The organism is Brevibacterium permense (assembly GCF_013280495.1).
Lineage (GTDB): Bacteria > Actinomycetota > Actinomycetes > Actinomycetales > Brevibacteriaceae > Brevibacterium > Brevibacterium permense.
Genome location: NZ_JABSSX010000006.1, coordinates 68,895 through 91,338, shown reverse-complemented (window position 1 = coordinate 91,338; position 22,444 = coordinate 68,895). Strand labels below are relative to the sequence as shown.

At 64.9% G+C, this 22,444-nt stretch carries 20 protein-coding genes; 6 read left to right on the top strand and 14 right to left on the bottom strand.

The features are described from left to right. Positions 1–15: 15 nt before the first annotated feature. Together ilvN and HK353_RS10375 are read right to left on the bottom strand one after the other, a co-directional pair. A complete protein-coding gene (gene ilvN, locus HK353_RS10380) occupies positions 16–531 on the bottom strand; it encodes an acetolactate synthase small subunit (protein WP_101544532.1) in 516 nt (171 codons plus the stop codon). Then, positions 528–2,462 (bottom strand): acetolactate synthase large subunit, encoded by a 1,935-nt coding sequence (locus HK353_RS10375; protein ID WP_173155872.1) that lies wholly within the window; start codon positions 2,460–2,462, stop codon positions 528–530. The genes ilvN and HK353_RS10375 overlap by 4 nt, the downstream gene beginning before the upstream one ends. 368 nt (positions 2,463–2,830) lie before the next feature. Between HK353_RS10375 and HK353_RS10370 the strand changes: the two genes are divergently transcribed. Together HK353_RS10370 and HK353_RS10365 are read left to right on the top strand one after the other, a co-directional pair. Next, the gene (locus tag HK353_RS10370; protein WP_342589888.1) at positions 2,831–4,621 is read left to right on the top strand and encodes an ABC transporter ATP-binding protein; all 1,791 of its coding nucleotides are present in this window, start codon (positions 2,831–2,833) and stop codon (positions 4,619–4,621) included. Then, positions 4,618–6,438: an ABC transporter ATP-binding protein gene (locus tag HK353_RS10365; protein WP_173155870.1), complete on the top strand. Its 1,821-nt coding sequence runs from the start codon at positions 4,618–4,620 to the stop codon at positions 6,436–6,438. The genes HK353_RS10370 and HK353_RS10365 overlap by 4 nt, the downstream gene beginning before the upstream one ends. A gap of 2 nt (positions 6,439–6,440) precedes the next feature. On the opposite strand, the gene HK353_RS10360 is transcribed toward HK353_RS10365, so the two are convergent. Continuing rightward, the gene (locus tag HK353_RS10360) at positions 6,441–7,058 is read right to left on the bottom strand and encodes a protein-L-isoaspartate O-methyltransferase family protein (RefSeq protein ID WP_173155868.1); all 618 of its coding nucleotides are present in this window, start codon (positions 7,056–7,058) and stop codon (positions 6,441–6,443) included. A 90-nt stretch (positions 7,059–7,148) separates the two neighbouring features. On the opposite strand from HK353_RS10360, the gene HK353_RS10355 reads away from it, so the two are divergent. After that, the gene (locus HK353_RS10355; protein WP_173155866.1) at positions 7,149–7,667 is read left to right on the top strand and encodes an adenine phosphoribosyltransferase; all 519 of its coding nucleotides are present in this window, start codon (positions 7,149–7,151) and stop codon (positions 7,665–7,667) included. A 25-nt stretch (positions 7,668–7,692) separates the two neighbouring features. On the opposite strand, the gene HK353_RS10350 is transcribed toward HK353_RS10355, so the two are convergent. Together HK353_RS10350 and HK353_RS17305 are read right to left on the bottom strand one after the other, a co-directional pair. Beyond that, positions 7,693–8,145 carry a PTS sugar transporter subunit IIA gene (locus HK353_RS10350; protein ID WP_173155864.1) on the bottom strand — a complete coding sequence of 151 codons (453 nt, stop codon included), beginning with the start codon at positions 8,143–8,145 and terminating at the stop codon, positions 7,693–7,695. Positions 8,146–8,268: 123 nt separating this feature from the next. Further along, complete coding sequence (locus HK353_RS17305; RefSeq protein ID WP_139468876.1) at positions 8,269–8,631, bottom strand: PTS sugar transporter subunit IIB; 363 nt, start codon at positions 8,629–8,631, stop codon at positions 8,269–8,271. Here HK353_RS17305 and HK353_RS10340 point away from each other — a divergent pair. Further along, entirely contained in the window at positions 8,619–9,989 is a 1,371-nt protein-coding gene (locus HK353_RS10340) for a PTS transporter subunit EIIC (protein WP_173155862.1), read from the top strand. The two genes, HK353_RS17305 and HK353_RS10340, sit on opposite strands and share 13 nt — an antisense overlap. A gap of 3 nt (positions 9,990–9,992) precedes the next feature. Here the strand turns inward: HK353_RS10340 and HK353_RS10335 are convergent, their stop codons facing one another. Beyond that, positions 9,993–10,940, bottom strand: coding sequence for a hypothetical protein (locus HK353_RS10335; protein ID WP_173155860.1), 948 nt, complete (start codon positions 10,938–10,940; stop codon positions 9,993–9,995). A gap of 237 nt (positions 10,941–11,177) precedes the next feature. On the opposite strand from HK353_RS10335, the gene HK353_RS10330 reads away from it, so the two are divergent. Beyond that, positions 11,178–11,999 carry an aldo/keto reductase gene (locus HK353_RS10330; RefSeq protein ID WP_173155858.1) on the top strand — a complete coding sequence of 274 codons (822 nt, stop codon included), beginning with the start codon at positions 11,178–11,180 and terminating at the stop codon, positions 11,997–11,999. A gap of 141 nt (positions 12,000–12,140) precedes the next feature. On the opposite strand, the gene mdlC is transcribed toward HK353_RS10330, so the two are convergent. The 7 genes from mdlC to HK353_RS10295 form a co-directional block, all read right to left on the bottom strand. After that, a complete protein-coding gene (mdlC, locus tag HK353_RS10325) occupies positions 12,141–13,787 on the bottom strand; it encodes a benzoylformate decarboxylase (protein WP_173155856.1) in 1,647 nt (548 codons plus the stop codon). 82 nt (positions 13,788–13,869) lie between these two features. Further along, the gene (locus HK353_RS10320; RefSeq protein WP_173155854.1) at positions 13,870–14,811 is read right to left on the bottom strand and encodes a D-2-hydroxyacid dehydrogenase family protein; all 942 of its coding nucleotides are present in this window, start codon (positions 14,809–14,811) and stop codon (positions 13,870–13,872) included. Positions 14,812–14,968: 157 nt separating this feature from the next. Then, the gene (gene ilvD, locus HK353_RS10315; protein WP_101544502.1) at positions 14,969–16,681 is read right to left on the bottom strand and encodes a dihydroxy-acid dehydratase; all 1,713 of its coding nucleotides are present in this window, start codon (positions 16,679–16,681) and stop codon (positions 14,969–14,971) included. Positions 16,682–16,847: 166 nt separating this feature from the next. After that, positions 16,848–17,792 (bottom strand): 2-hydroxyacid dehydrogenase, encoded by a 945-nt coding sequence (locus HK353_RS10310; protein ID WP_173155852.1) that lies wholly within the window; start codon positions 17,790–17,792, stop codon positions 16,848–16,850. 67 nt (positions 17,793–17,859) lie between these two features. After that, complete coding sequence (locus HK353_RS10305) at positions 17,860–18,324, bottom strand: MarR family winged helix-turn-helix transcriptional regulator (protein ID WP_173155850.1); 465 nt, start codon at positions 18,322–18,324, stop codon at positions 17,860–17,862. Between the two features lies 1 nt (position 18,325). Then, entirely contained in the window at positions 18,326–19,039 is a 714-nt protein-coding gene (locus tag HK353_RS10300) for an NAD(P)H-dependent oxidoreductase (protein WP_245395941.1), read from the bottom strand. Continuing rightward, positions 19,039–20,226, bottom strand: a complete 1,188-nt coding sequence (locus tag HK353_RS10295; protein WP_173155848.1) for an LLM class flavin-dependent oxidoreductase — start codon at positions 20,224–20,226, stop codon at positions 19,039–19,041. Before HK353_RS10295 ends, HK353_RS10300 begins: the two co-directional genes overlap by 1 nt. A gap of 434 nt (positions 20,227–20,660) precedes the next feature. Between HK353_RS10295 and HK353_RS10290 the strand changes: the two genes are divergently transcribed. After that, positions 20,661–21,575 carry an endonuclease domain-containing protein gene (locus tag HK353_RS10290; RefSeq protein ID WP_173155846.1) on the top strand — a complete coding sequence of 305 codons (915 nt, stop codon included), beginning with the start codon at positions 20,661–20,663 and terminating at the stop codon, positions 21,573–21,575. 142 nt (positions 21,576–21,717) lie between these two features. On the opposite strand, the gene epsC is transcribed toward HK353_RS10290, so the two are convergent. Continuing rightward, a complete protein-coding gene (gene epsC / locus HK353_RS10285) occupies positions 21,718–22,392 on the bottom strand; it encodes a serine O-acetyltransferase EpsC (protein WP_173155844.1) in 675 nt (224 codons plus the stop codon). Between the last annotated feature and the right edge of the window lie 52 nt (positions 22,393–22,444).

The following is a 22,444-nucleotide window of genomic DNA, read 5'->3' as shown; positions in this document are numbered from 1 at the left end:
AGTTGGAACGCGAAATCAGCTGCGCAGAGCGCGGTCCGTGATCGACTTCGCCCCACGGCCGATGGCCACGGTTCCCGACTGCACGATCTCCTTGATCCCGAAGGGCTCGAGGACCTCGCGCAGGGCTTCGACCTTGCCGAGTTCGCCGGTGGCCTCGATGCTCACGGAGTCGGGTCCGACGTCGACGATCTTCGCCCGGAACATCTCAACCGCCGAGGCGACCTGCGGTCGCGTGGCCGCATTCGCCTTGACCTTGTAGATGATGTGCGCACGACGCACCGAGGACTCGGGTTCGAGTTCGACGATCTTGATGACGTTGACGAGCTTGTTCAGCTGCTTCGTCACCTGCTCCAGCGGAACGTCGTTGACGTCGACGACGACGGTGATCCGTGAGAGCTCCTCATGCTCGGTCACACCGACGGCGAGGCTGTGGATGTTGAAGCCGCGACGGGCGATGAGCCCGGTGAACCGGGTGAGGACACCGGGCTTGTTCTCGACCAGGACAGAGAGTGTGTGTCGGCTGCTGTTCATTCCAGGCCTCCTTCGATCTGAGCCACGGAACGCACCGTGCCGTCTTCGTTCGCTCCGGCCTCGGCGATGGCGGCCTCGGCCTCCTCTTCGCCCTCTCCGTCGAACTCGGGGCGGATGCCGCGGGCGTATTCGATCTCATCGTTCGACACGCCTGCCGCGACCATCGGCCACACCATCGCATCCGGCGGGACCGTGAAGTCGAGGACGACCGGTCGGTCGTTGATCGACAGCGCCTTTTCGATCGCGGCATCGACATCGTCGTTGCGATCCACGCGGACCGCCTCACAGCCGTAGGCTTCGGCCAGTTTGGCGAAGTCGGGGATGCGGATCGTCTCGTGTCCGGTGTTGAGGTCGGTGTTGGAGTACCGGCCGTCGTAGAACAGGGTCTGCCACTGGCGGACCATTCCCAGGGACGAGTTGTTGATGATCGCGACTTTAATCGGGATGTTGTTGAGCGCGCAGGTGGCCAGCTCCTGATTCGTCATCTGGAAGCAGCCGTCACCATCGATGGCCCACACCACACGGTCGGGCTGGGCGACCTTCGCGCCCATGGCAGCCGGCACGGAGTAGCCCATGGTGCCGAGGCCGCCGGAGTTGAGCCACGACTTGGGGCGCTCGAATTCGATGAACTGAGCAGCCCACATCTGGTGCTGCCCCACGCCTGCGGCATAGACCGCCTCGGGGCCGGTGAGCGCCGAGATCCGGGAGATGACGTACTGCGGATCGCACAGTTCGCCGTGCGTCTCATAGCCGAGCGGGTAGGTCTGCTTGAGACGGTTGAGGAAGCGCCACCACGGTTCGCGCTGACGTTCCAGAGCCTTGGGGAACTTGCTGCGCATCTCGGCGAGCATCTCGGCGAGCACTTCACGGGCATCGCCGACGATGGCGACGTCGACCTCTCGGTTCTTGCCGATCTCGGCCGGGTCGATATCGGCGTGAATGACCTGGGCGTTCGGGGCGAACGAGTCCAGCTTGCCGGTCACGCGGTCGTCGAAGCGGGCACCGATGGCGATGAGCAGGTCGGCCTTCTGGAAGGCGGTGACGGCAGGCACGCTGCCGTGCATTCCGGGCATGCCCAAGTGCAGCTGATGCGAGTCGGGGAAGGCTCCGCGCGCCATGAGCGTGGTGACCACGGGGATGTTCGTGGCCTCTGCCAGGCGCAACAGCTCCTTCTCGCCCTCCGAGCGGATGACTCCGCCGCCGATGTAGAACACCGGGCGCTGAGCCTCGGACATCAGGCGTGCGGCCTCGCGGATCTGCTTGGCGTGCGGCTTGAGGATCGGGCGGTAGCCGGGAAGCACCGGCTCTTCCGGCCAGACGAAGGGGGCCGTGCCGGTCTGCGCGTCCTTGGTGATGTCGACGAGCACGGGGCCGGGACGGCCGGTGGTCGCGATGTGGTGGGCGTTGACGAGCGCCGCCGGAATGTCCTCGGCACGGGTGACGAGGAAGCTGTGCTTGGTCACCGGCATCGTCATACCGACGATATCGGCTTCCTGGAAGGCGTCGGTGCCGAGCAGCGTCGAGGCCTGCTGACCGGTGATCGCGAGCATCGGCACGGAGTCCATGTGCGCATCGGCCAGAGCCGTGATGAGGTTCGTCGCGCCCGGGCCCGAGGTGGCGATGCACACGCCGAGCTTGCCCGATGCGGCCGCGTAGCCTTCGGCCGCGTGGCCGGCGCCCTGCTCGTGACGGACGAGGATGTGACGGATCTTGTCCGTCTCGAACAACGGGTCGTAGGTGGGAAGGATGGTGCCGCCGGGAAGCCCGAATACCGTGTCGACCTCGAGCCTCTCGAGGCTGCGGACGATCGCCTGTGCGCCGGTGAGGACCTCCGGCCCGGTGTTGCGGCGAATGCTGGACGGTGTGGCTGTGACCGGTGCGGACGCGGGTTGAGTGCCCGAGTCTTTCGCGGTCGAGGGCTTGACTGCCATCGATTCCTATCCTTCCTGGGTTTCCTTCTCATCTCCGCATTAAAAAAGCCCCTCCCGATTCGGTAGGGGCGCGCGGAACGTGTCGTCTCGACAGGCTACGGAAGATCCGCGCGCTGGGTAATAACGACGACAAGAAGGTGAGTCATGCCTCAATAGTTCCCCTCAGCACTCGAGGGTGTCAAACCTCGCAATCGTTCGTCCCGACATTCGAGACCGACGATGGTTGCCAGGCGAGACTCGCCGAGGCAGCCCGGCACCCTATCCCACCGCCGTTCCGCATGACCGCGGTATTCAGCGCACAGAGAAGCGGGAAGCCCATTTGCCGGATTCATGGCATAGGTCACAGTCTGCGACTAGGCTGGATTCTCGTGCGCCCCCTCCTCCGTTTCTGGCCTGATCTCCGCTCCCGCATCGGCGTGTACGTCCTCGTACTCGTCCTCACTCTCTTGGCCAACGGAATCCAGCTCATCGTCCCGGTGATCACCGGCTACATCGTCGACGGACCCATCGCCCACCGAGATCTGTCGGGACTGTGGCTGCCCGTCCTCGGGGTCCTATTCATCGGCATCGCCGAGGCTGTCGGCATGTGGGCCAGGCGCATGGTCGTCGCTCCCGTCGTCTCCCAATGGGAGGTGACGTGGCGTTCGCGTCTGTTCGATCGTCTGCAGTACACCTCGGTGGCGATCCATGACTCCTGGGAGTCCGGCCAGCTCCTCTCGCGCGCGGTGAATGATCTGTCCCAGCTGCGTCGCTTCTTCGCATTCGGGCTGCCGTTCCTCCTCTCCACACCGATCGTGCTCGCCGTCGGCACGGTGATGCTCGTGATCATGCAGCCGGTCTTCGGTCTGATCATGATCATCATGGCGGTCCCGGCGATCATCTCGGTCGCCGTCTTCGAGAAGCACTACCGGGAGACCTCCCGTCGGTCGCAGGACACCATGGGCGAACTGACCACCAACGTCGAGGAGTCCATCCAGGGCATCCGCATCCTCAAGTCCTTCGGCCGCTCCCCCTGGGCGGCCGAGCGCTTCTCGGAGATCTCGACCCGGCTGAAGTCCTTGGAGATCCGCAAAGCGAAACTCGACTCGTGGCTGTGGAGCGTGCTCCTGCTGCTGCCGACCCTGGCTCAGGCCGCGATCGTCGCCGTCGGCACGTGGGGTGTCATCGAGGGCTGGACGACGATCGGCACGGTCGTGGCGGCCGTGACGATCTCGATGGTGCTGCGGATGCCCATCGAGATGCTCGGCTTCCTGCTCGCCGATGCGCTCATGGCGCTGACTGCCGCAGGACGGTACTGGGAGGTCATCGACATCCGCCACGACATCACCGATACCGACGGCGGTGTCGACGATGCCCCCGAAGTCGGCCGCTACCGCGGGAAGCTGCGCTTCGACGATGTCGATTTCCACTTCGCCGATACCGAGCGACTGACTCTGCGCGGTCTCGATCTCACCATCGAGCCCGGTCAGACCCTCGCTCTCGTCGGGGCGACCGGCTCGGGGAAGACGACGCTGGCGTCACTGGTGCCCAGGCTTCAGGACGTCTCCGCCGGCACGGTGAGCATCGACGACGTCGATATCCGGGACATGCCGGTCAACGAGCTGCGTCACCTCGTGTCCGTATCCTTCGAGGACCCGATCCTGTTCTCGACCTCGGTGGCCGAGAACGTCGAGATGGGTGCTCCGGGCGCGAGCGAGGAGGAGATCTGGGAGGCCCTCGAGATCGCGGCGGCGAAGGATTTCGTCTCCCGACTGCCCGATGGTCTGGATACGCAGGTCGGCGAACAGGGACTGTCCCTGTCCGGCGGTCAGCGTCAGCGCCTCGCTCTGGCTCGTGCCGTCATCGGGCGTCCGCGCATCCTCGTCCTCGACGACCCGCTCTCGGCCGTCGACGTCGACACCGAGGATCGGGTGCAGCGAGCCCTGCGGGAGATCCTGCCGGATTCGACGACTCTCATCATCGCCCACCGCCCCTCCACTGCGGCTTTGGCCGATGTGGTGGCCGTGCTCGATGAGGGCCGGATCGCGGCGCTCGGCACCCACGAAGAGCTGCTCGAGTCCTCAAAGCTCTACCGCGAACTCATGGGGGCGAGCGCGAAAGCCGATGCGCACACGTATCCGGGGTCGGCAGCCTCGGCGAAGGAAGGAGGGACACCATGAGCATGCCCCGTCTCGAGAGCGACGACGAGATCGAGTCGCTGCCGCCGGACATTGCGAAGAAGGCCCGCGCCCTGCTGATGACGCTGGTCAGGCCGCACCTGGCGATGGCCGTCTTCCTCGCCGTCATCGTCGTGCTCACGGCGGCGCTCATGGTCATCGGGCCGGTGTTCATCGCTGATGCCCTCGATCAGGGTGTGCCCGCCGCCATCGACGGGGATATGGATCCCCTGATCCGGGCGGTCACGCTCTTCGTGGTCTCCGCTATCGCCTCGGCGGTCTTGGCTTTCACGTCGACCAGGCTCGTCGGAATCACGGCGCAGAAGATCCTCTTCACCCTGCGCGAGCGGGTCTTCACCCATGTGCAGCGTCTTGACCTGGGCTATCACGAGAAGTCGACCTCGGGTCGGCTCGTGTCCCGGCAGACCTCGGACATGGAGTCGGTGCAGCAGTTCCTGTCCTATTCGCTCTTCGATACGGCGCTGGCGGTGCTGCAGATGCTCTTTATCGCCGTCACCCTCGTCGTCCTCGATGTGCCGCTGGCGATCGTCGTCTTCGCCGGTTTCGTGCCGCTGTTCTTCATCACGAAGGCTGCACATTCGACTCAGCGCAGCGCCTACCGGCGCACGCGGACGTCGATCGCGAAGGTCATCGTCCACTTCGTCGAGACGATGGGCGGCATCCGCGCCGTGCAGGCGTACCGGCGTCAGCCCGAGCGGCGCGGGACCCTGAGCGATCAGGATGCGCGGTACCGGGATGCGAACACGGACGCCCTGCGCGGGGTGGCGTGGTTCGCCGGGTGGACCCGGCTGATCGGAAATATCACGCAGACGGTGATCATCGTCATCGGTGCGTGGCTCGTCATCGAGGGGTGGACGCAGATCGGCGTGCTCGCCGCGTTCATCCTCTACCTGCGCCGATTCTACGGTCCTCTCGATGAACTCGTGCAGGCGTTCAATCTCTACCAGTCCGCCTCGGCGGCGTTGGAGAAGATCGCGGCGGTGCTCGACACCGACCCCGAGGTGGTCGAGCCGACCCAGCCGCAGGCTCTGCCTGCGCACGCGAGCCGTGACGCGGCTGCCAGCGGTCGTACACTCGATCTCGACAAGGTCCGCTTCGCCTACGCCGACGGTCCCGATGTCCTCCCCCGCTTCGATCTCCACATCCCCGCGGGGCAGATTGTCGCGCTCGTCGGCGCCACCGGTGCGGGCAAGTCGACCCTGGTCAAGCTCGTCACCCGCTTCTATGACCCCAGCGAGGGTCAAATCACCCTCGACGAGGTTGATCTGCGTGACCTCGATGATGCGCAGCTGCGTTCGTCGGTCGTCATGGTGACGCAGGAGTCGTTCCTCTTCGCCGGCACGATCGCCGACAACATACGCATCGGCAATCCAGGTGCCGGCGATGACGATGTCGTGGCGGCGGCGACCGCCGTCGGTTTGAATGCGTACATCCGTCGGCTGCCCGACGGCTATGCCACGGATGTGAAGAAGCGCGGCGGCCGGTTGAGTTCGGGACAGCGTCAGTTGGTGTCCTTTGCTCGGGTGTTCCTCGCGGATCCGGACGTCGTCGTCCTCGATGAGGCGACCGCGCATCTCGACATCCCCTCGGAGCGCCTCGTCCAGGATGCGCTCGCGACAGTGCTCGAGGGCAGAACGGCGATCATCATCGCCCACCGCCTGTCGACCGTCGAGATCGCCGATCGCGTGCTCGTCATGGAATCCGGTCGGATCGTCGAGGACGGGACACCGGACGAGCTCATCTCCGGAACGGGCAAGTTCGCGCAGCTGCACCAAGCCTGGCGCGACTCCCTCGTGTGAGGTCACTCGCCGACGACGAGCGGCACGAACCGGTACCGGCCGTGACGAGTGATCGTCAGCTCGTCGGAACCAGGACCGTTTCGAACGACACGGAGCATCTCCCCCGCTACGGGAATGACCATCGCGGCGCCGACGGCCAGTTGATCGACTAGCTGGTCGGGCAGTGATTCTGCCCCGGCGGAGACGAGGATCCGGTCGAACGGTGACTCAGCCGGGAGACCGAGGGCACCTGTAACGGCTTCGTGGACGACCGCCTCGGCGAGGGTTCCCCGGTTTGCGAACTCAGCGGTGACGGATTCCAGTGCCGCCCGCGAGGATTCGACGAGTTCGGGATGCCGTTCGACCCCGAGCACCCGCCCGGTCGGCCCGACGAGGACGGCGAGCAGCATCGAAGTCCACCCGGACCCCGATCCGAGGTCGAGGACGGTTTCACCCGGCTGCGGATCCAGGAGTCGGAGCATGTCAGCGACGGTGCTCGGCTGCGAATTCGTCTGCCCGCGCCCGATAGACAGGGGCACATTGTCGGAGGCATTCTGTCGTTCCGCCACCGGCAGGAAGGGTTCGCGCGGAACCCGGGCGAACGCCTCGGCGATTCGGTCGTGCGTCGCATCTGATGTCATTGCTCCTCCGATCCACCACGGTCTTCGGTACCTTCCCATTGTGCCGATCCGCGCTGAGGGCACAATGGCGCCACCGAGTATCGTTGTGCCGTGACTCAAACTGATCTCAGCCGCGCCCAGAGCCTCATCACCTCGATTCCCGACTATCCCGAACCGGGAGTGGTCTTCCGCGACATCTCCCCGCTGCTCGCCGATGGTCCCGCGATGCGGGCCGTCACCGAGGCGCTCATCGAACCTTTCGCGGGTCAGTTCGATATCGTCGGCGGGCTCGAGGCCCGCGGCTTCCTCTTCGCGGGTGCCATCTCGGCAATGACGGGAGTCGGAATCCTGCCGATCCGCAAGGCCGGAAAGCTCCCACGCCCAGCGGCTGCTGTGTCGTATACGCTCGAATACGGCACCGCAACGATCGAAGGTCCCGATGTTCTGGAGAAGGGTGAGCGCGTCCTCCTCATCGATGACATCCTCGCCACCGGCGGGACGCTCACCGCTGCTCAGTCCCTCGTCGCCGACCTCGGCGCCGAAGTCATCGGCTCAGCCGTCATCCTTGAGCTCACCGCGCTCGGCGGACGCGAACACACGGGCGAGGTTCATACCCTCTTCGTTGTGTGAGGCGACTCAGCCGATTCGGACACCCTCAGCCGATTCGGATGAGGGTGTCGCCGGCAGAGATCGGCCCCTCCTCGGGGAGGGTCAGGTTCTCGGCGTCGGCTTCGAGGACGACGACCGGAACGACCATGGACTTCTCCGCCTCCCGTGCGGCTGCCAGGTCCCAGACGACGATCTCTTCGCCGGCCTCAACCTGCCGCCCGGCCTCGGCACGGAGCGTGAACCCAGCTCCCTTCAAGTGAACGGTGTCGATGCCCAGGTGAACGAGCACACCCTGATCGGGCCGGTGGGAGATGACGAATGCGTGGGGCTTGAGGCTCGTCAGCTTTCCTGAGACAGGAGCCGTGACCGTCAGGGTCGTGGCCTCGCCGGGGTCGATGGCCGTGCCAGGGCCGACGAGCGCTTTTGCGAAGACGGGGTCGGGAACCTCCGTCAGTGGGATCACCGTGCCGGTGATGGGTGCAGCGATTGTGACTGCCATAGTCAGCAGGCCGCCTTTCTCCAAAATCAGTTGTACTTCGCCTAGACTGACCTCAGACTACAGACAAGGATCACTGTCGACCAGCAGATGCTCACCGGCGAGCAGAGGAGACGAAGACGTGACTCAGCCCATGAGGTCTTCGATGTCATCGACGAGGTTGTCGGCCTCCGGACCGACGACGACCTGGACCGCGCTCCCCTGCACCACCACGCCGAAGGCACCGGCTGCCGTGAGCGCCTGTTCGTTGACGAGAGAGTCGTCGTCGACCTCGACGCGCAGGCGAGTGATGCACGCTTCGATGTCGTCGATGTTGTCGGCACCGCCCAGTCCGGCGAGGATCTGCGCTGCTTTGTCCATGTCTGTCACCTTCATCTCCGGCGTCCATGCGCCGGCGTCGATTTCACGTTCTGCGATCTGCGTCACAAGTCTACGGCGACTCGTGACCGACGGCCCCACTTCCGAGGAGGAATCCGATGACCACCGCATCCGCTGATACACCGAAGAAGCGCAGAAAGGCGATACCGGGTTTCTCCCAGCTCCAACGAGTCGGCCGCTCCCTCATGCTCCCGATCGCGGTCCTGCCGGCTGCGGCCCTGCTCATGCGCTTCGGCCAGCCCGATATGCTCGGTGCCGACGGACTTGGCCAGTTCGCGGACTGGCTGTTGCCGGTGGCGACGGTATTCGCGGCCGCCGGTTCGGCTCTCTTCGACAACCTGCCGCTGATCTTCGCCGTCGGTGTGGCCATCGGCTTCGCAAAGAAGGCCGACGGCTCCACGGCACTGGCCGCCGTCGTCGGCTATATGGTCCTCACCGGAGTCTTCACGGCCATGGCTCCGGGCTTCGGCTCGGACAACGGTGAGGGCGAGAACGTCATCAACTTCGGAGTGCTCGGCGGAATCGTCGTCGGCATCATCACCGCCCTGCTCTATCAGCGCTATCACCGGATCAAGCTGCCGACCTACCTCGGCTTCTTCGGCGGTCGCCGTTTTGTCCCGATCGTCACTGCGGTCGCGTCGATGGTCATCGCCGTGATCATGGCGCTCATCTACCCCGTCTTCGACGCCCTCATCAACAAGGGTGTGGGCGGCTTCCTCATGGAGCACGGGGCCAACCCGGGCACCGGGTTCGTCTTCGGTACCATCAATCGCCTCCTCATCCCCTTCGGGCTGCACCATCTGCTGAACAACCTGCCCTGGTTCCAGCTGGGTTCGTGCACCACCTCCTCGGGGGACACCGCGCACGGCGACATCACCTGCTTCTTCTCCGGTGTGGACGGCACCGCGGACTGGACAGGGTCGTTCATGACCGGCTTCTTCCCGATCATGATGTTCGCGCTGCCGGCCGCGGCCCTGGCGATCTATCGCACCGCCCACCCGAAGCGCCGCAAGGTCGTCGGCGGCATCATGCTCTCGGTGGCGCTGACCGCCTTCATCACCGGAATCACGGAGCCGCTCGAATACGCCTTCGCCTATGTCGCATTCCCGCTCTACGCGGTCCACGCCGTGCTCACCGGCACATCACTGGCGTTGGTGAATGCGCTCGGCATCAAATCCGGATTCGGCTTCTCGGCCGGTGCGCTGGACTATCTGCTCAACCTCGGACGCGCGTCGGCGCTGTCCGGCGGCATCGGGCCCGTCCTGCTTCTGCTGGTCATCGGCCTGGCCTATGCCGTCATCTACTACTTCCTGTTCCGGTGGGCGATCATCAAGTTCAATCTGCACACCCCGGGCCGCGAGGACGAGACTGACACCGGCACCGGTGCTCCTTCGGTCTTCGACGAAGCCCAGATCGCCGCCGAGGAGTCCACGGGCAAGAAGCGCGCTCAAGACGAAGGGCGGAGCTGACACTCACTGGCACGTGTCGTACAGTGCTCGCAGCTGATCCTCAAGAGTCTGCACGGAAGTGGTGGACTGCGAGTCTGGCTCCTCACCATAGTCGCATCCGCCCACGTTGACCCATCCTGGATTCCACTGACTGTTCGGGCCCGTGGTGAGATTCCAGTGGAAATCCCACGGCTGAGGGTTGACAACGTCAATGCGTTCGATTTTGTCTCTCAGCTGACTGACCGCTTGTGGTCCGTCAGGGATTTCAACAAAGTAGCTCGACACCTGGTCGTCTTCGATCATGATCTCATCATTCTGGTCAAGGATGGGGCTGATTGCAGTCTCCAGACGGTTCTGCGCCTGCTCTGAGAACGGGAAATCCACATTCCACTCAGCCTGGGACGGAGCTCTGGTCCTCAGCTGGAAGTCCTCGGAGCCGAACTCTGTCCGTACCGCACTGATTGTCCGGAAGGGGTCAGTCTGCGCATCTCTCAGTTCCAGTGAGTCTTCGAAGGTACTCTGCTCCGGCTGTCTATTCCACTCGATTCGATCGCCGGACAGTTCTGAAGCGAGCGCAAGAAGATGCGGTGTCCGCTCCGCCATGATGTCGCTGCTCGTGGAGTCTCGCATCTCGATGACCTGATGCGAAATCACGAGCGTGAGCTCTTGGTCATAGCGATCGAATTCGCTGCCAGTCTCCTGATCGAACGTGGCAGCGACCTCGACAGCTTGATTGTGTGTCGCATCGGTGGACATTGTGACGGTGTGCGCCAGCAACCGACCCGAATCGAAGCCGTTCTGGTAAACAGTGCTGACATCTTCGACTCCCGCCTTCGTCGACAGCACCGCGCCGATGTCATGCCCACGGTCGCTGAGATCTCGTCCGAAGCACCCGGACAGCCCGACCGCCGCAACAATGACGGCAGCTACAGACGCGATCCGGCGGCGACAATGTGCTCTTCGTTCCCCCATGCCTCGAACCTATCGGTCTCACACTCGCTTCCACGGTCACAACGTGTGCCAGTCTCGACACTGATCGCTCGTGGCGGCATCGAAAAATGAAGAAACTGAGAGAAATCGGGAATGATCGCCAACGACACTGTCGTTATAGAGTCGCTCGGGGATCACCTTCAGATTCCCGACTCCGTGGAGACATCCCACAAGGACGTTCCGCAGATCATTCCAGCCCCGTGACGAAAGGCGTACACCTTGACGGTTCCCACACTCACTCTCAACGACGGCAAGACGATCCCGCAGCTGGGATTCGGCGTCTTCAAGGTCGACCCCGACGAGACCGAACGCATCGTCACCGACGCCCTCGAAGTCGGCTACCGCCACATCGACACCGCTGCCGTCTACGGCAATGAGGAAGGCGTCGGCCGGGCCATCGCGAAGTCCGGGATCGCCCGCGACGAACTCTTCGTGACGACCAAGCTGTGGAATGACCGCCACGGTGCGGAAGAATCCAAGCGGGCCCTCGGAGAATCCCTGGAGAAGCTCGGCCTCGACCACGTCGACCTCTACCTCATCCACTGGCCGACCCCGGCGAACAAGAACTCCGTCGAAACCTGGGAGGCCTTCCCCGGCTACCGCGACCAGGGCCTGACCTCCTCGATCGGCGTCTCGAACTTCGACCACCGATTCCTGCCGGAGATCCTCGACACCGGCATCATCCCAGCCGTCGACCAGATCGAGGTCCACCCGCAGTTCCAGCAGGTCGACACCCGTCCGCTGCTGGCCGAACACGATATCAAGATCGAGGCCTGGGGCCCGTTGGGACAGGGCAAGGTCGACTACGCGAACACCGTCATCGGTGAGATCGCTGCCGCCCATGAGAAGTCCTGGGCTCAGGCGATCATCCGCTGGCACCTGCAGAAGGGCCACGTCGTCTTCCCGAAGTCGAACAACCGCGACCGCATGGGACAGAACTTCGACGTCTTCGACTTCGAACTCACCGACGCCGAGGTGGCAGCCATCGACGCGCTCGAGAACGGCGGCCGCGTCTCGGCCGATCCCGCCGAGGTGAACTGACCCGGTCAGGTTCGACCAAAACCTCGCCGAGGCGTCCCACCCCGACCAACGGTCGTGACCGACGTGGCCGGTTGAGCAGTCAGGTCGAGCAATGACGAAGCCGCCGGAGAATTCCGATTCTCCGGCGGCTTCGTCGTTCTGTCACTCCGCCGGCTTGCCGTCGACGCCGAGGACGACGGCGTCGATGAGCACCGGCCCGTCGGCCTGCAGCGCCTCGCGGTAGGCGGCTTCGAATTCTTCCCGCGTCGTGGTGTGCTGAGCCGGAACTCCGTAGCCCTGCGCCAACGACACGAAGTCGATCGCGCTCAGGGTCAGCCCCGGGGTGTCAGGGACACCCATCCGTTCAGCGAATCCGGAGAGCGCACCGTAGCCGGAGTTGTTGACGATGACGAAGATCGTCTTCGTGCCCAACTGGGCGGCCGTGTACAGAGCCGTGAGCCCGTAGTTCGCCGACCCGTCACCGACGGTGGCGACAATGGTCTTCTCTGGATCACCGATCGCCATTCCCACTGCAACCGGCAGCCCGAAGCCGAGTCCTCCCGAGGCCGGGAAATGGTACCTGCCCGGCCGGTCGATGACGATCCGCTCGAGGTAGTCGAGGTCGAGGGTGGTCGTCTCATTGACGTACACGACGCTGTCGTCGACATGATCGTTGAGCACGGCGAGCACCTCGGCGCCGGTCATTCCCTGCTCCGACTTGGCAGCTGCGGTGACGACTCGAGAGCCACGGTCGCCTCGGCGAGTTCCTCGGTCCGTCGTCGTTGCCGCGAGGTCGGCGAGCGCGGTCGCGACGGCCGCGACGACGGCGCGGCCGAACGGTGCCCGTGTCGCCTCACGCGGGTCCTGGGTGATGTGGATGACCTCGGTGCCCGGCTCCAGATAGTTCGCCGGTTCCCAGCGGTGGTAACGGAACGTGGCGGCTCCCATGACGAGCACGACGTCGTGGCCGGACAATCGGTCGCGCACCGATCGGATGCCCGGAACCAGGACGCCTTCGAAGTTCGGATGGGTGGTCGGGAACGGGCACCGCGTCGGTGAGGGTGCGACGTAGACGGAGGCGTTCAGGCGTTCGGCCAGCACCATTGCGTCCTCATAGACCGTCGGATCAGCCACTGCCGCGGCATCGACCTGCGGCCCGAGGACGAGGGCAGGCTTCTGTGCCCCGTCGAGGACGTCCGTGAGTTCGCGGCGCAGCGACTCCGGCATGGTTCCTGCCGTCGTCACCGAACGCTTCGCCAACAGTTCGTCATCGGAAAGGGCCGGTTCGTCCCAGTCATCGAGCGGAACGGACACATAGACGGGACCACTCGGCTGGGTGGTTGCCTCGAGTGCCGCTTGCGACAGCGTGCGCGGCACGTCGGTGGCCGACAGCGGCTCGTGCGAGTACTTCACCAGCGGGGCGGGCAGCGTAGAGGCCTCGACGCTGGCGAGCATCGTCTCCTGACCGACGGTGCGGCGCACCTGCTGACCTGCGAGGACGACTAGCGGAACGTGGCCGTAGTGGGCGTTCGTCAACGCACCCATGCCGTTGCCCGACCCCGAGGCGGCGTGCAGATTCACCAGCGCCGGCCCTCCCGTGGCCCGTGCGTATCCTTCGGCCATGCCGACGACGACCTGCTCATGCAGACCGAGGACGAAGCGGAAGTCGTCGCCCAGCCCGGCGAGGAACGGCAGTTCGTTCGAGCCCGGATTTCCGAAGATCGTCGTCATCCCGTGGGCACGGAAGACCTCCAGACTCGCGTCGAGGACTGTCTTCTCTCCGTCGTCTCTGTCGGATCGGTCGGCCATTGCGCCTCTGCTTTCGTTCGTGGTGCACTCGCGAAGGGATGGGGTACGGTGCCCCTCTCAGCTCACCATATCCGCTGGTACATCAGCCGAGCACGCGGATCGGTGCTCCAGCGGCCCAGGCGGCGATGCCTTCGACGGCTTGAGTGAAGAAGATCCGGTACGTGTCTTCCGTGACGTATCCCAGGTGCGGGGTGAGCACTGTGCGCGGTGTGCTGCGCAGGCGGTGGTCCACCGGCAGCGGCTCTTCGTCGTGGACGTCGAGTCCGGCACCCCGGATCCCGCCTGCTTCCAGCACGGTGATGAGTGCGTCGGTGTCGACGAGTCCGGCGCGCGAGGTGTTGACGAGGATGCTGTCGGACTTCATCGCCGCGAGTTCAGCGGCTCCCACGAGTCCTCGGCTGCGGTCGCTGAGTTTGTAGTGGATCGTCACCACGTCCGCGGTGGAGAACAGTTCGTCCTTGCTCACCGCGCGCACACCCAAGGCGTCCGCCCGTTCCGCGTCGAGGTTCTGGCTCCACGCCACGACGTCCATGCCGAAGGCCGCACCGACTCTCGCGACCTTCGTGCCCAGCCGTCCCAGACCGACCACGCCGAGGCGGTGCCCATCGAGGTCTCCCCCGACGGTCGACTGCCAACCGCCGCCTCGGACGGCGGCGTCCTCGGCCGGGATGCTGCGCAGAACGGAGAGGATGAGTCCCCAGGTCAGTTCCGGTGTCGCCGAGGTGGTCGACTCGGTTCCGCAGACCACGATCCCCTTCGCACGCGCCGCCTCCACGTCGATGGAGGCGTTGATCCGCCCCGTGGTCACGAGCAGACGCAAGTCCGGCAGCCGTTCCAGCCGGCCGGCGGTGAAGGCGGTTCTCTCTCGCATCGCCACGACCACCTCGGCGCCGTAGAGTACCTGCACCAGGTCAGCGTCGTCGACGAGGGGCCGATCGATGAACTCGACCTCGGCGTCGAGACCGCTCCACTCCGCGAACTTGCCTGCCACCTGCTGATAGTCATCGAGGACGACGATGCGCATTGTGTTCCTCTCCTGAAGCCGTGTGACCTACATCCTAGAGCCGATAGGCGAGGCGGTGCAGACTTGAGTCTGCACCGCCTCGGCGATCGTGGAACCGGCCCGTGCCGCCGATCGTCACCCGGAAGCGGACCGCGTCAGCAAGAGGCCTTGACCTGGGTCAGAAGCAGACCGCGCCCTTCGACGCCGACTGCACGAGCTTTGCGTACTTGCCGAGCACACCGGTGAGGCGGTGGTTCTCGGGCAGCGTCCAAGACTTGCGACGCTCGGCCAGCACCTCTTCGTCGACGTGGAGTTCGATCGAACGAGCCGCGATGTCGACGGTGATCTTGTCCCCGTCCTCGACGAGCGCGATCGGACCGCCGTCGACCGCCTCGGGGGCGATGTGGCCGATGCACAGACCGGTCGATCCGCCGGAGAAGCGACCGTCGGTGAGCAGCAGGACGTCCTTGCCGATGCCCGCGCCCTTGATGGCGCCGGTGATCGCAAGCATCTCGCGCATTCCGGGTCCGCCTTTGGGTCCTTCGTAGCGGATGACGACGACGTCGCCCTTCTTCAGTTCTCCGTTGAGCACGGCGTCCATGGCCGGCTGCTCCTGGTCGAAGACGCGAGCGGTGCCTTCGAATACGTCGGCGTCGAAGCCCGCGGACTTCACGACCGCACCTTCAGGAGCCAGAGATCCCTGCAGCACGGTGAGGCCGCCAGTGGCGTGGATCGGGTTGTTGAGCGCGCGCAGGATCTTCCCGTCCGGGTCCGGCGGGTTGATCGACTCGAGGTTCTCGGCCACGGTCTTGCCCGTCACGGTCAGGCAGTCGCCGTTGAGCAGACCGGCGTCGAGGAGGGCCTTCATGATCACGGGCACGCCGCCGATCTTGAAGACGTCGTTCATCACGTACTGGCCGAAGGGCTTGACGTTGCCCAGGTGCGGAACCTTGTCTCCGATGCGGTTGAAGTCATCGAGCGCGAGTTCCACTCCCGCCTCGTGGGCGATGGCCAGCAGGTGGAGAACCGCGTTCGTCGAACCGCCGAAGGCCATTACCACGGCGATCGCATTGTGCAGCGATTCGCGGGTGATGATGTCCTTCGTGGTGATGCCCTGGCGCAGCATATTGACAACTGCCTCGCCGGACTTGCGGGCGAACATCGTGCGGTTGCGATGGATAGCCGGCGGTGCGGCCGAACCCGGCAGGGACATGCCCATGGCCTCGGCGGCCGAAGCCATGGTGTTCGCGGTGTACATTCCGCCACAGGCACCCTCACCGGGGCAGACGGCCCGCTCGATGGCGTCGACGTCCTTCTGGGACATGGTGCCCGCACGACAGGCGCCGACGGCTTCGAAGGCGTCGATGAGGGTGACTTCCCTCTCCGAGCCGTCCTCCATCTTCGCGGTTCCCGGCATGATCGAACCGTTGTAGAGGAAGACGCTCGAGAGCCCGAGGCGGGCGGAGGCCATGAGCATTCCGGGGATCGACTTGTCGCAGCCGGCCATGAGCACGGAGCCGTCGAGTCGTTCGGCGCTCATCACGGTCTCGACGGAGTCGGTGATGACCTCACGGGAGACCAGCGAGTAGTGCATGCCCTCGTGACCCATCGAGATTCCGTCCGAGACGGAGATGGTGCCGAATTCCAGCGGGAAGCCACCGGCCTCGTGGACGCCTTCCTTGGCGGCCGAACCGAGTCGCTGCAGCGACATGTTGCAGGGGGTGATCTCATTCCACGAGGTCGCGATCGCGACCTGCGGCTTCACCCAGTCGTCGTCGCCCATGCCGACGGCGCGCAGCATTCCGCGCGCAGCGGTGGCCTCGAGGCCGTCTGTGACATCGCGCGAACGGGGTTTGATGTCGGGAGTGGTGTTGTCTGTATCGATGCTCATGCAGGCATGCTACGCCCGATTTCAGCATCCGCACGCCGGACTCTCGAATGGTGGAACCTCTTCTGGGCTCCATGCGAGGGCCAACAGCGAGGCAGGGGGCCGAGCCCCCTTAGGTCAGATTCACGTGACCTATCGGCAGCCCCTCAGCCCCGATGGTCGCGGCGCCTCAGGCCTTGATGAGGTTGACCGGCTGCTCACCGTCGTTGATCCGCCTGACCTGCTCGGCGAGGATCTTCACAACCCGTGGTTCGAACGCCGAGGTGTCGCCTCCGACATGCGGTGTGATGAGTGTGTTCGGGGTGCCCCACAGCGCGTGGTTGCGCGGCAGCGGCTCCGGATCGGTGACGTCGAGGGCAGCATGCAGCCGGCCCGCGGCGAGCTCAGCCACAAGCGCTTCCGTGTCGACGACCTTGCCGCGGGCGACGTTGACGATGAGCGCATTGTCGGGAAGCAGACTGAGGAACCTCTCATCGACGAGGCGGTGAGTGCCCTCGTTGAGCGGAGTGATGAGCACGACCACCTCGGTGTGGGGCAGAAGTTCCGGCAGCTCGTCGACGCCGTGGATCTTCCCGCGCTCATCCTCACGTGCGGTCGAGGCCACTCGGGTGAGCTGGACTTCGAAGGGGTCGAAGCGGTCGGCGATGGCCGAGCCGATCTCGCCGACGCCGATGATCATCACCCGTCGGTCCTGCAGCGAGCGGTAGCGCTGGTGCTCCCATACCCGCGAGACCTGCGAGCGGACGGCGTCGTCGATTCCGCGCAGGCTGGCGAGAGTCAGCGCCAGGGCGAGCTCGGCGGTGCCTCCGGTGTGCACACCGGAGGCGGTCGCCACCTGGATTCCGCGTTCGGGCAGGTGAGCGACGGGATCGAATCCGGTCGTCTGAGTGATGACCATGCGCAGGTTGGGCAACTCGTCGAGCAGCTCGATCGTCGGCCCGGAATCCATGTACGGCAGGATGACGACATCGACATCGTCACGACTGAGCTTGGCCGACCGTTCGGCATCGGAGAAGACGACGAGGTCGACGTTCGCGCGCTGGTGAGCGGGAATCCGAGCGATCACACGGTTGCGGAGCTCGGAGTTCGGGAAGGCGATTGTGGTGATGGACATACCCTCATTGTGGCACGCGGCCCGACCCGGCGCCGAGGGATTCGTCACTCTGAGATGACGGTCCTCGTCACTCGGGCAGCGCTTTCCCGATCCGCGTGAACACGGCCTCGAGCACCTCGAGTTCGGCATCGCTGACATGGTCGAAGAAGATCTCGTCGACATAGCTCTTGTGCTGGGACCCTGCGGACAGGAATGCCTGCGCCCCCGCCTCGGTGAGAGCGACATTGTGGGCACGTCCGTCATCGAGACACTGGGTCTTCGTCACCAGTCCCGCGTCGACGAGGACCTTGATCCGATAGTTCAGCCGTGAGGGCGAGAAGACGAGCTTCTTCGCCAGGGCGCTCATCGTCAACGTCCGCTCCGGCGCTTCCCACAGCAGGAGCAGAGTGTTGTAGTCGCTGACGTCGAGTCCTGCGTCGTCCTTGAGCTGGGCCTCAAGGGCCTGACGGATGCGCTGCGAGGTCTCGAAATAGGTCCGCCACGCGTTCTGCGCCAGCGCCTCCCTGCCGAGCCCGAATCTGATCTCCGTCATCTCAGCCCTCGAGCAGCTGCGCGAAGGGAGTGACGTTCGCCGGGTCGAATTCGTCGACGATTCCGCGATTCGCCGAGGAGGTGCCCCGGGTCGCGCTCGCCCCTGCACCTGCGTGCGACTCGGGGTCGGCCACCTCGGCGAGGTCGTCATTTCCGGCCCCGATGATCGTTGCGGTCAGGGACACGAGTTCCTCCCCCGCCTGGCGGATGCGGGCGGTCAGCGCGCGGCCGCCTTCGACGGTTCCCCAGTCGTCGGTCGCGGCGAACACCGTCGTGGGCACGACGATGCCCTTGAGGTAGGACAGCATCGGCCGCAGCACCGCTTCCCCGGCCAGCGAATGGCGGACGGTGCCGCCAGTGGAGGCGACGAGCACGGGTTTGCGGCTCAGCGCCTTTTCGTCGATGAGCTGCCAGAACAGGGTGTGCAGCCCGACGGGGGCGGCCTTGTACACCGGTGCGACGGTGACGATCGCATCGGCGGCGGTGATGGTCACGAAGGCCTGCTCCAATGCTTCGGACCGGAACCCGGTCAGGGTCATATCGGTGAGCGCGGTGGCGAGGCCGCGGACGTTGATGACGTCTGTGGTCACGTCGATGCCCACCGATTCCCCCGCCGAGGCGGCCTGACCGAGGATCCGGTTCGTGAGCTTGAGCGTGGTCGAGTCCTCGCTCAGCGAGGTGGTCACGGCCACGATGTTCATCGTGTTCGTGCTCATCAGCGGTCGGCTCCTTCCCGGGTCGTATTCTGGGCACCTTCGGCGGCGCGTGCCTGGCGGTCCTCGTAGGCGCGTGATCCTTCTCCGCCGCCGGGGATCGGGTCCCGGCCCTCGCGGTGCCGGATGACGAGGGATTCGTGGGTCGGGGCGTCGGGGACATCGGCCGGTCGGCCCTTCGCGAACTCCTCGCGGAGCACGGGGATGACCTCTTCGCCGAGGAGGTCGAGCTGTTCGAGCACCGTCTTCTGCGGCAGTCCCGCATGATCGATGAGGAAGAGCTGGCGCTGGTAGTCCCCGGCCCAGTCCCGGAAGCTCAGGGTGCGCTCGATGACCTGCTGCGGCGAGCCGACGGTCAGCGGAGTCTGCGTCGAGAAGTCCTCGAGGCTGGGTCCGTGGCCGTAGACCGGGGCGTTGTCGAAGTAGGGACGGAACTCGCGGACGGCGTCCTGGGAGTTCTTGCGCATGAATATCTGACCGCCGAGGCCGACGATCGCCTGGCTGGCCGTGCCGTGGCCGTAGTACTCATAGCGCTGACGGTAGAGCTGAACCATCCGCGCGGTGTGCGAGGTCGGCCAGAAGATGTTGTTGTGGAAGAACCCGTCGCCGTAATAGGCGGCCTGTTCGGCGATCTCGGGGCTGCGGATCGAACCGTGCCAGACGAACGGCGGCACTTCGTCCAGAGGGGTCGGGGTGACGGTGAAGCCGTTGAGCGGCGTGCGGAAGTTGCCTTCCCAGTCAAGGTTCTTTTCACGCCACAGACGGTAGAGCAGGTTGTAGTTCTCGACCGCCAGCGGGATGCCGGCTCGGATGTCCTTGCCGAACCACGGGTAGACGGGGCCGGTGTTGCCGCGGCCCATGATCAGGCTGATGCGACCGTCGGAGAGGTGCTGCGCGTACGAGTAGTCTTCGGCGATGCGCACGGGGTCGGTCGTGGTGATGAGCGTGGTCGCCGTCGAGAGTTCGAGCTTCTCCGTCTGTGCGGCGATGTTGGCCAGCAGGACCGGCGGGTTCGCCGGGGCCACGAAGGGCGGGTTGTGGTGCTGCCCGGTGGCGAAGACGTCGAGTCCGACCTCCTCGGCCTTCTTGGCGATCTCGACGGTGTTCTTGATCCGCTGGTGTTCGCTGACGGTGGTGCCGTCGGTGGGGTCGGTGGTGACATCGCCGATGGTGAAGATTCCGAGTTCCATGACGCCTCCTGCATCTGAGCTGCTGCGGTTCTCGCGTCCGCCCCGCTGATTGGACTAACTTCAATTTTGAAGTAACTAGTTGAAATCTTAACAGAAGTGGTCGCGAAAGTATTCCCGTCCCGAGTGAAGTGTTTCCTGTGGGCGGATCCGCCGCGATCCTGCTTTCGATTTCGGGATGGATCCGCCCGCAGGAGACACGCTGGCTGTCGCTCATCAGGATCCGCACAGAGTCGACTGCGACACCTCCGCCTGTGGGCAGCACGGGAGCGAAGCCGTCTGAACCCCGGTTCTGCGAGGGTCGACTCGCATCCACAATCGCACCTACGTCAGCAAACTATCCACAAGCGCCATCGCGAACCTCGACGCAGGACTTCCGCATGCGGAGTCTTGGCGGCATGTGGCAATCAACGAATCAGAGTGTCGTCTTCAGATCTGTGCCCCTGCCTTTCACCGCCGCCGAAGCCGCCCAGCGAGGCATCTCGGCCTATGCACTGACTGAGCACCATCGCTTCATCCAGATCTTCCGCGGCATCTGGGTCGACACCGAATCACTGACCGACGTGCCGACACCGCAATGGGCCGACCATGAATGGCTCAAGACCTGGATGTATATGACCGGCATTCGCAGACTCCACCCCGCCTTGGCCGCGGACCACCTGACCGCAGCACGCCTGTATGGACTTCCGCTGCCGAGTCAGATCAAAGACAGAAACATCTACGTCGCCACACCTACGCGCGGCCAGCGCATCAAACGCCCCGGCCTCGTCGTCAGCCGACCGACGAGGCTGGCAACCGAATGGATCGATCTCTTGAGACTGCCGCTCGTCACCATTCCTCGCCTCGTCGCCTCACTCACACCGCTGCTCAGCCTCAACGAACTGGTAGCCCTCTGCGATGCCGCGGCCGGCAGACAGGCCAGCGGCCCTTACATCACCATCGAACGGTTACTCTCGGACATCGACAGTCTTCCCCGAGTTCCACAACGCCGCAAGGCACGAAAGGCGCTCGCTCTCGTTCGACCGACAGTCGAGTCGCCGCAGGAGACCTGGCTGCGCCTCTGGCTGACCGATCACGACTTCCCCGAACCAGTGGTGCACCCCGCCGTCTGCAGCGCGATCGACGGCTGCGTGCTTCACCCCGATCTCGGCTACCCGGAGCTGCGGATCGCGATCGAGTACGAAGGCGACCATCACCGATCGTCGCCTGGGCAGTATGCACAGGACATACGTCGCCGGGAACTGCTCGAGGCCGAAGGGTGGGTGCTTCTGAGGGTGGCGAAGCGCAGCGATATGGACTCGTTCGCCAGACGGCTGAGACACCTCATGGCCGAACGAAAGCTGTCACATTGAGAACAACCGTCTCCTGCGGGTGGATCCAGATCGATATCTCTGCATTTATCACGATGGATCCACCCGCAGGAGACACCGAACCCTCATCGCGAGGGGTACGCGCACCGGAGGAAGATGCGCACAGACAGAAGTTGCGAGAGCCTCAGATCCAGAGGGCCGGGTCCTCGAGGACGAAGTCCGGGTGCGTCGTCGACGACTCGGCTCCCGCCTTCGCCGAGGCGACGCCGTCCTTCTTCTTCGAGCGCACCTTCGCGGGGATGCCGACAGCGCTCGAGTCGGCCGGCACGTCCTTGACGACGACGGCGTTGGCTCCGACCGCGGAGTTATCGCCGACGACGATCGGGCCGAGGATCTTCGCCCCGGCTCCGACGAGCACGTGGTTGCCGATCGTCGGGTGGCGCTTCGTCTGTGCCATCGACGTACCGCCGAGGGTGACCTGATGGTAGAGCATGACATCGTCGCCGACTTCCGAGGTCTCTCCGATCACGACTCCGTTGGCGTGGTCGATGAAGAAGCGACGCCCGATCCTGGCCCCCGGGTGGATCTCCACTCCGGTCAGCGTCCGCACGAGCTGGGACATCAGTCGCGCCGGAACCTTTCCGACGTCATGCTGCCATAGCCGGTGGAGTCCGCGGTGCGCCCAGATGGCATGCATCCCGGGGTAGGAGACCAGGGAGACGAAATCATTGCGCGCCGCCGGATCGCGTCGCTTCACCGTCTCGAGGTCTTCTCTCAGCGTCTCGCGCACACCGCGTCGGCTCAGCCCATAGGCGGCCGCACCCGCAGCCGCTGCGGCCGCTGCCCACAGTGCCTTCATCGTTGACTCCCCCTGCTCATTCGTCCTGGTCTGTCTCGTGCAAGTCGGATCC

Excerpts from the sequence above, each read along its gene's own strand:
- ilvD (WP_101544502.1), bottom strand. The coding sequence starts at position 16,681 with ATGAGCATCGATACAGACAACACCACTCCCGACATCAAACCCCGTTCG.
- epsC (WP_173155844.1), bottom strand. The coding sequence starts at position 22,392 with ATGAAGGCACTGTGGGCAGCGGCCGCAGCGGCTGCGGGTGCGGCCGCC.
- HK353_RS10335 (WP_173155860.1), bottom strand. The coding sequence starts at position 10,940 with ATGGGGGAACGAAGAGCACATTGTCGCCGCCGGATCGCGTCTGTAGCT.
- mdlC (WP_173155856.1), bottom strand. The coding sequence starts at position 13,787 with ATGGCCGACCGATCCGACAGAGACGACGGAGAGAAGACAGTCCTCGAC.
- HK353_RS10350 (WP_173155864.1), bottom strand. The coding sequence starts at position 8,145 with ATGGCAGTCACAATCGCTGCACCCATCACCGGCACGGTGATCCCACTG.
- HK353_RS10300 (WP_245395941.1), bottom strand. The coding sequence starts at position 19,039 with ATGAGCACGAACACGATGAACATCGTGGCCGTGACCACCTCGCTGAGC.
- HK353_RS10360 (WP_173155868.1), bottom strand. The coding sequence starts at position 7,058 with ATGACATCAGATGCGACGCACGACCGAATCGCCGAGGCGTTCGCCCGG.
- HK353_RS17305 (WP_139468876.1), bottom strand. The coding sequence starts at position 8,631 with ATGCGGTGGTCATCGGATTCCTCCTCGGAAGTGGGGCCGTCGGTCACG.
- HK353_RS10295 (WP_173155848.1), bottom strand. The coding sequence starts at position 20,226 with ATGGAACTCGGAATCTTCACCATCGGCGATGTCACCACCGACCCCACC.
- HK353_RS10310 (WP_173155852.1), bottom strand. The coding sequence starts at position 17,792 with ATGTCCATCACCACAATCGCCTTCCCGAACTCCGAGCTCCGCAACCGT.
- HK353_RS10320 (WP_173155854.1), bottom strand. The coding sequence starts at position 14,811 with ATGCGCATCGTCGTCCTCGATGACTATCAGCAGGTGGCAGGCAAGTTC.
- HK353_RS10375 (WP_173155872.1), bottom strand. The coding sequence starts at position 2,462 with ATGGCAGTCAAGCCCTCGACCGCGAAAGACTCGGGCACTCAACCCGCG.
- HK353_RS10305 (WP_173155850.1), bottom strand. The coding sequence starts at position 18,324 with ATGACGGAGATCAGATTCGGGCTCGGCAGGGAGGCGCTGGCGCAGAAC.
- ilvN (WP_101544532.1), bottom strand. The coding sequence starts at position 531 with ATGAACAGCAGCCGACACACACTCTCTGTCCTGGTCGAGAACAAGCCC.
- HK353_RS10340 (WP_173155862.1), top strand. The coding sequence starts at position 8,619 with ATGACCACCGCATCCGCTGATACACCGAAGAAGCGCAGAAAGGCGATA.
- HK353_RS10365 (WP_173155870.1), top strand. The coding sequence starts at position 4,618 with ATGAGCATGCCCCGTCTCGAGAGCGACGACGAGATCGAGTCGCTGCCG.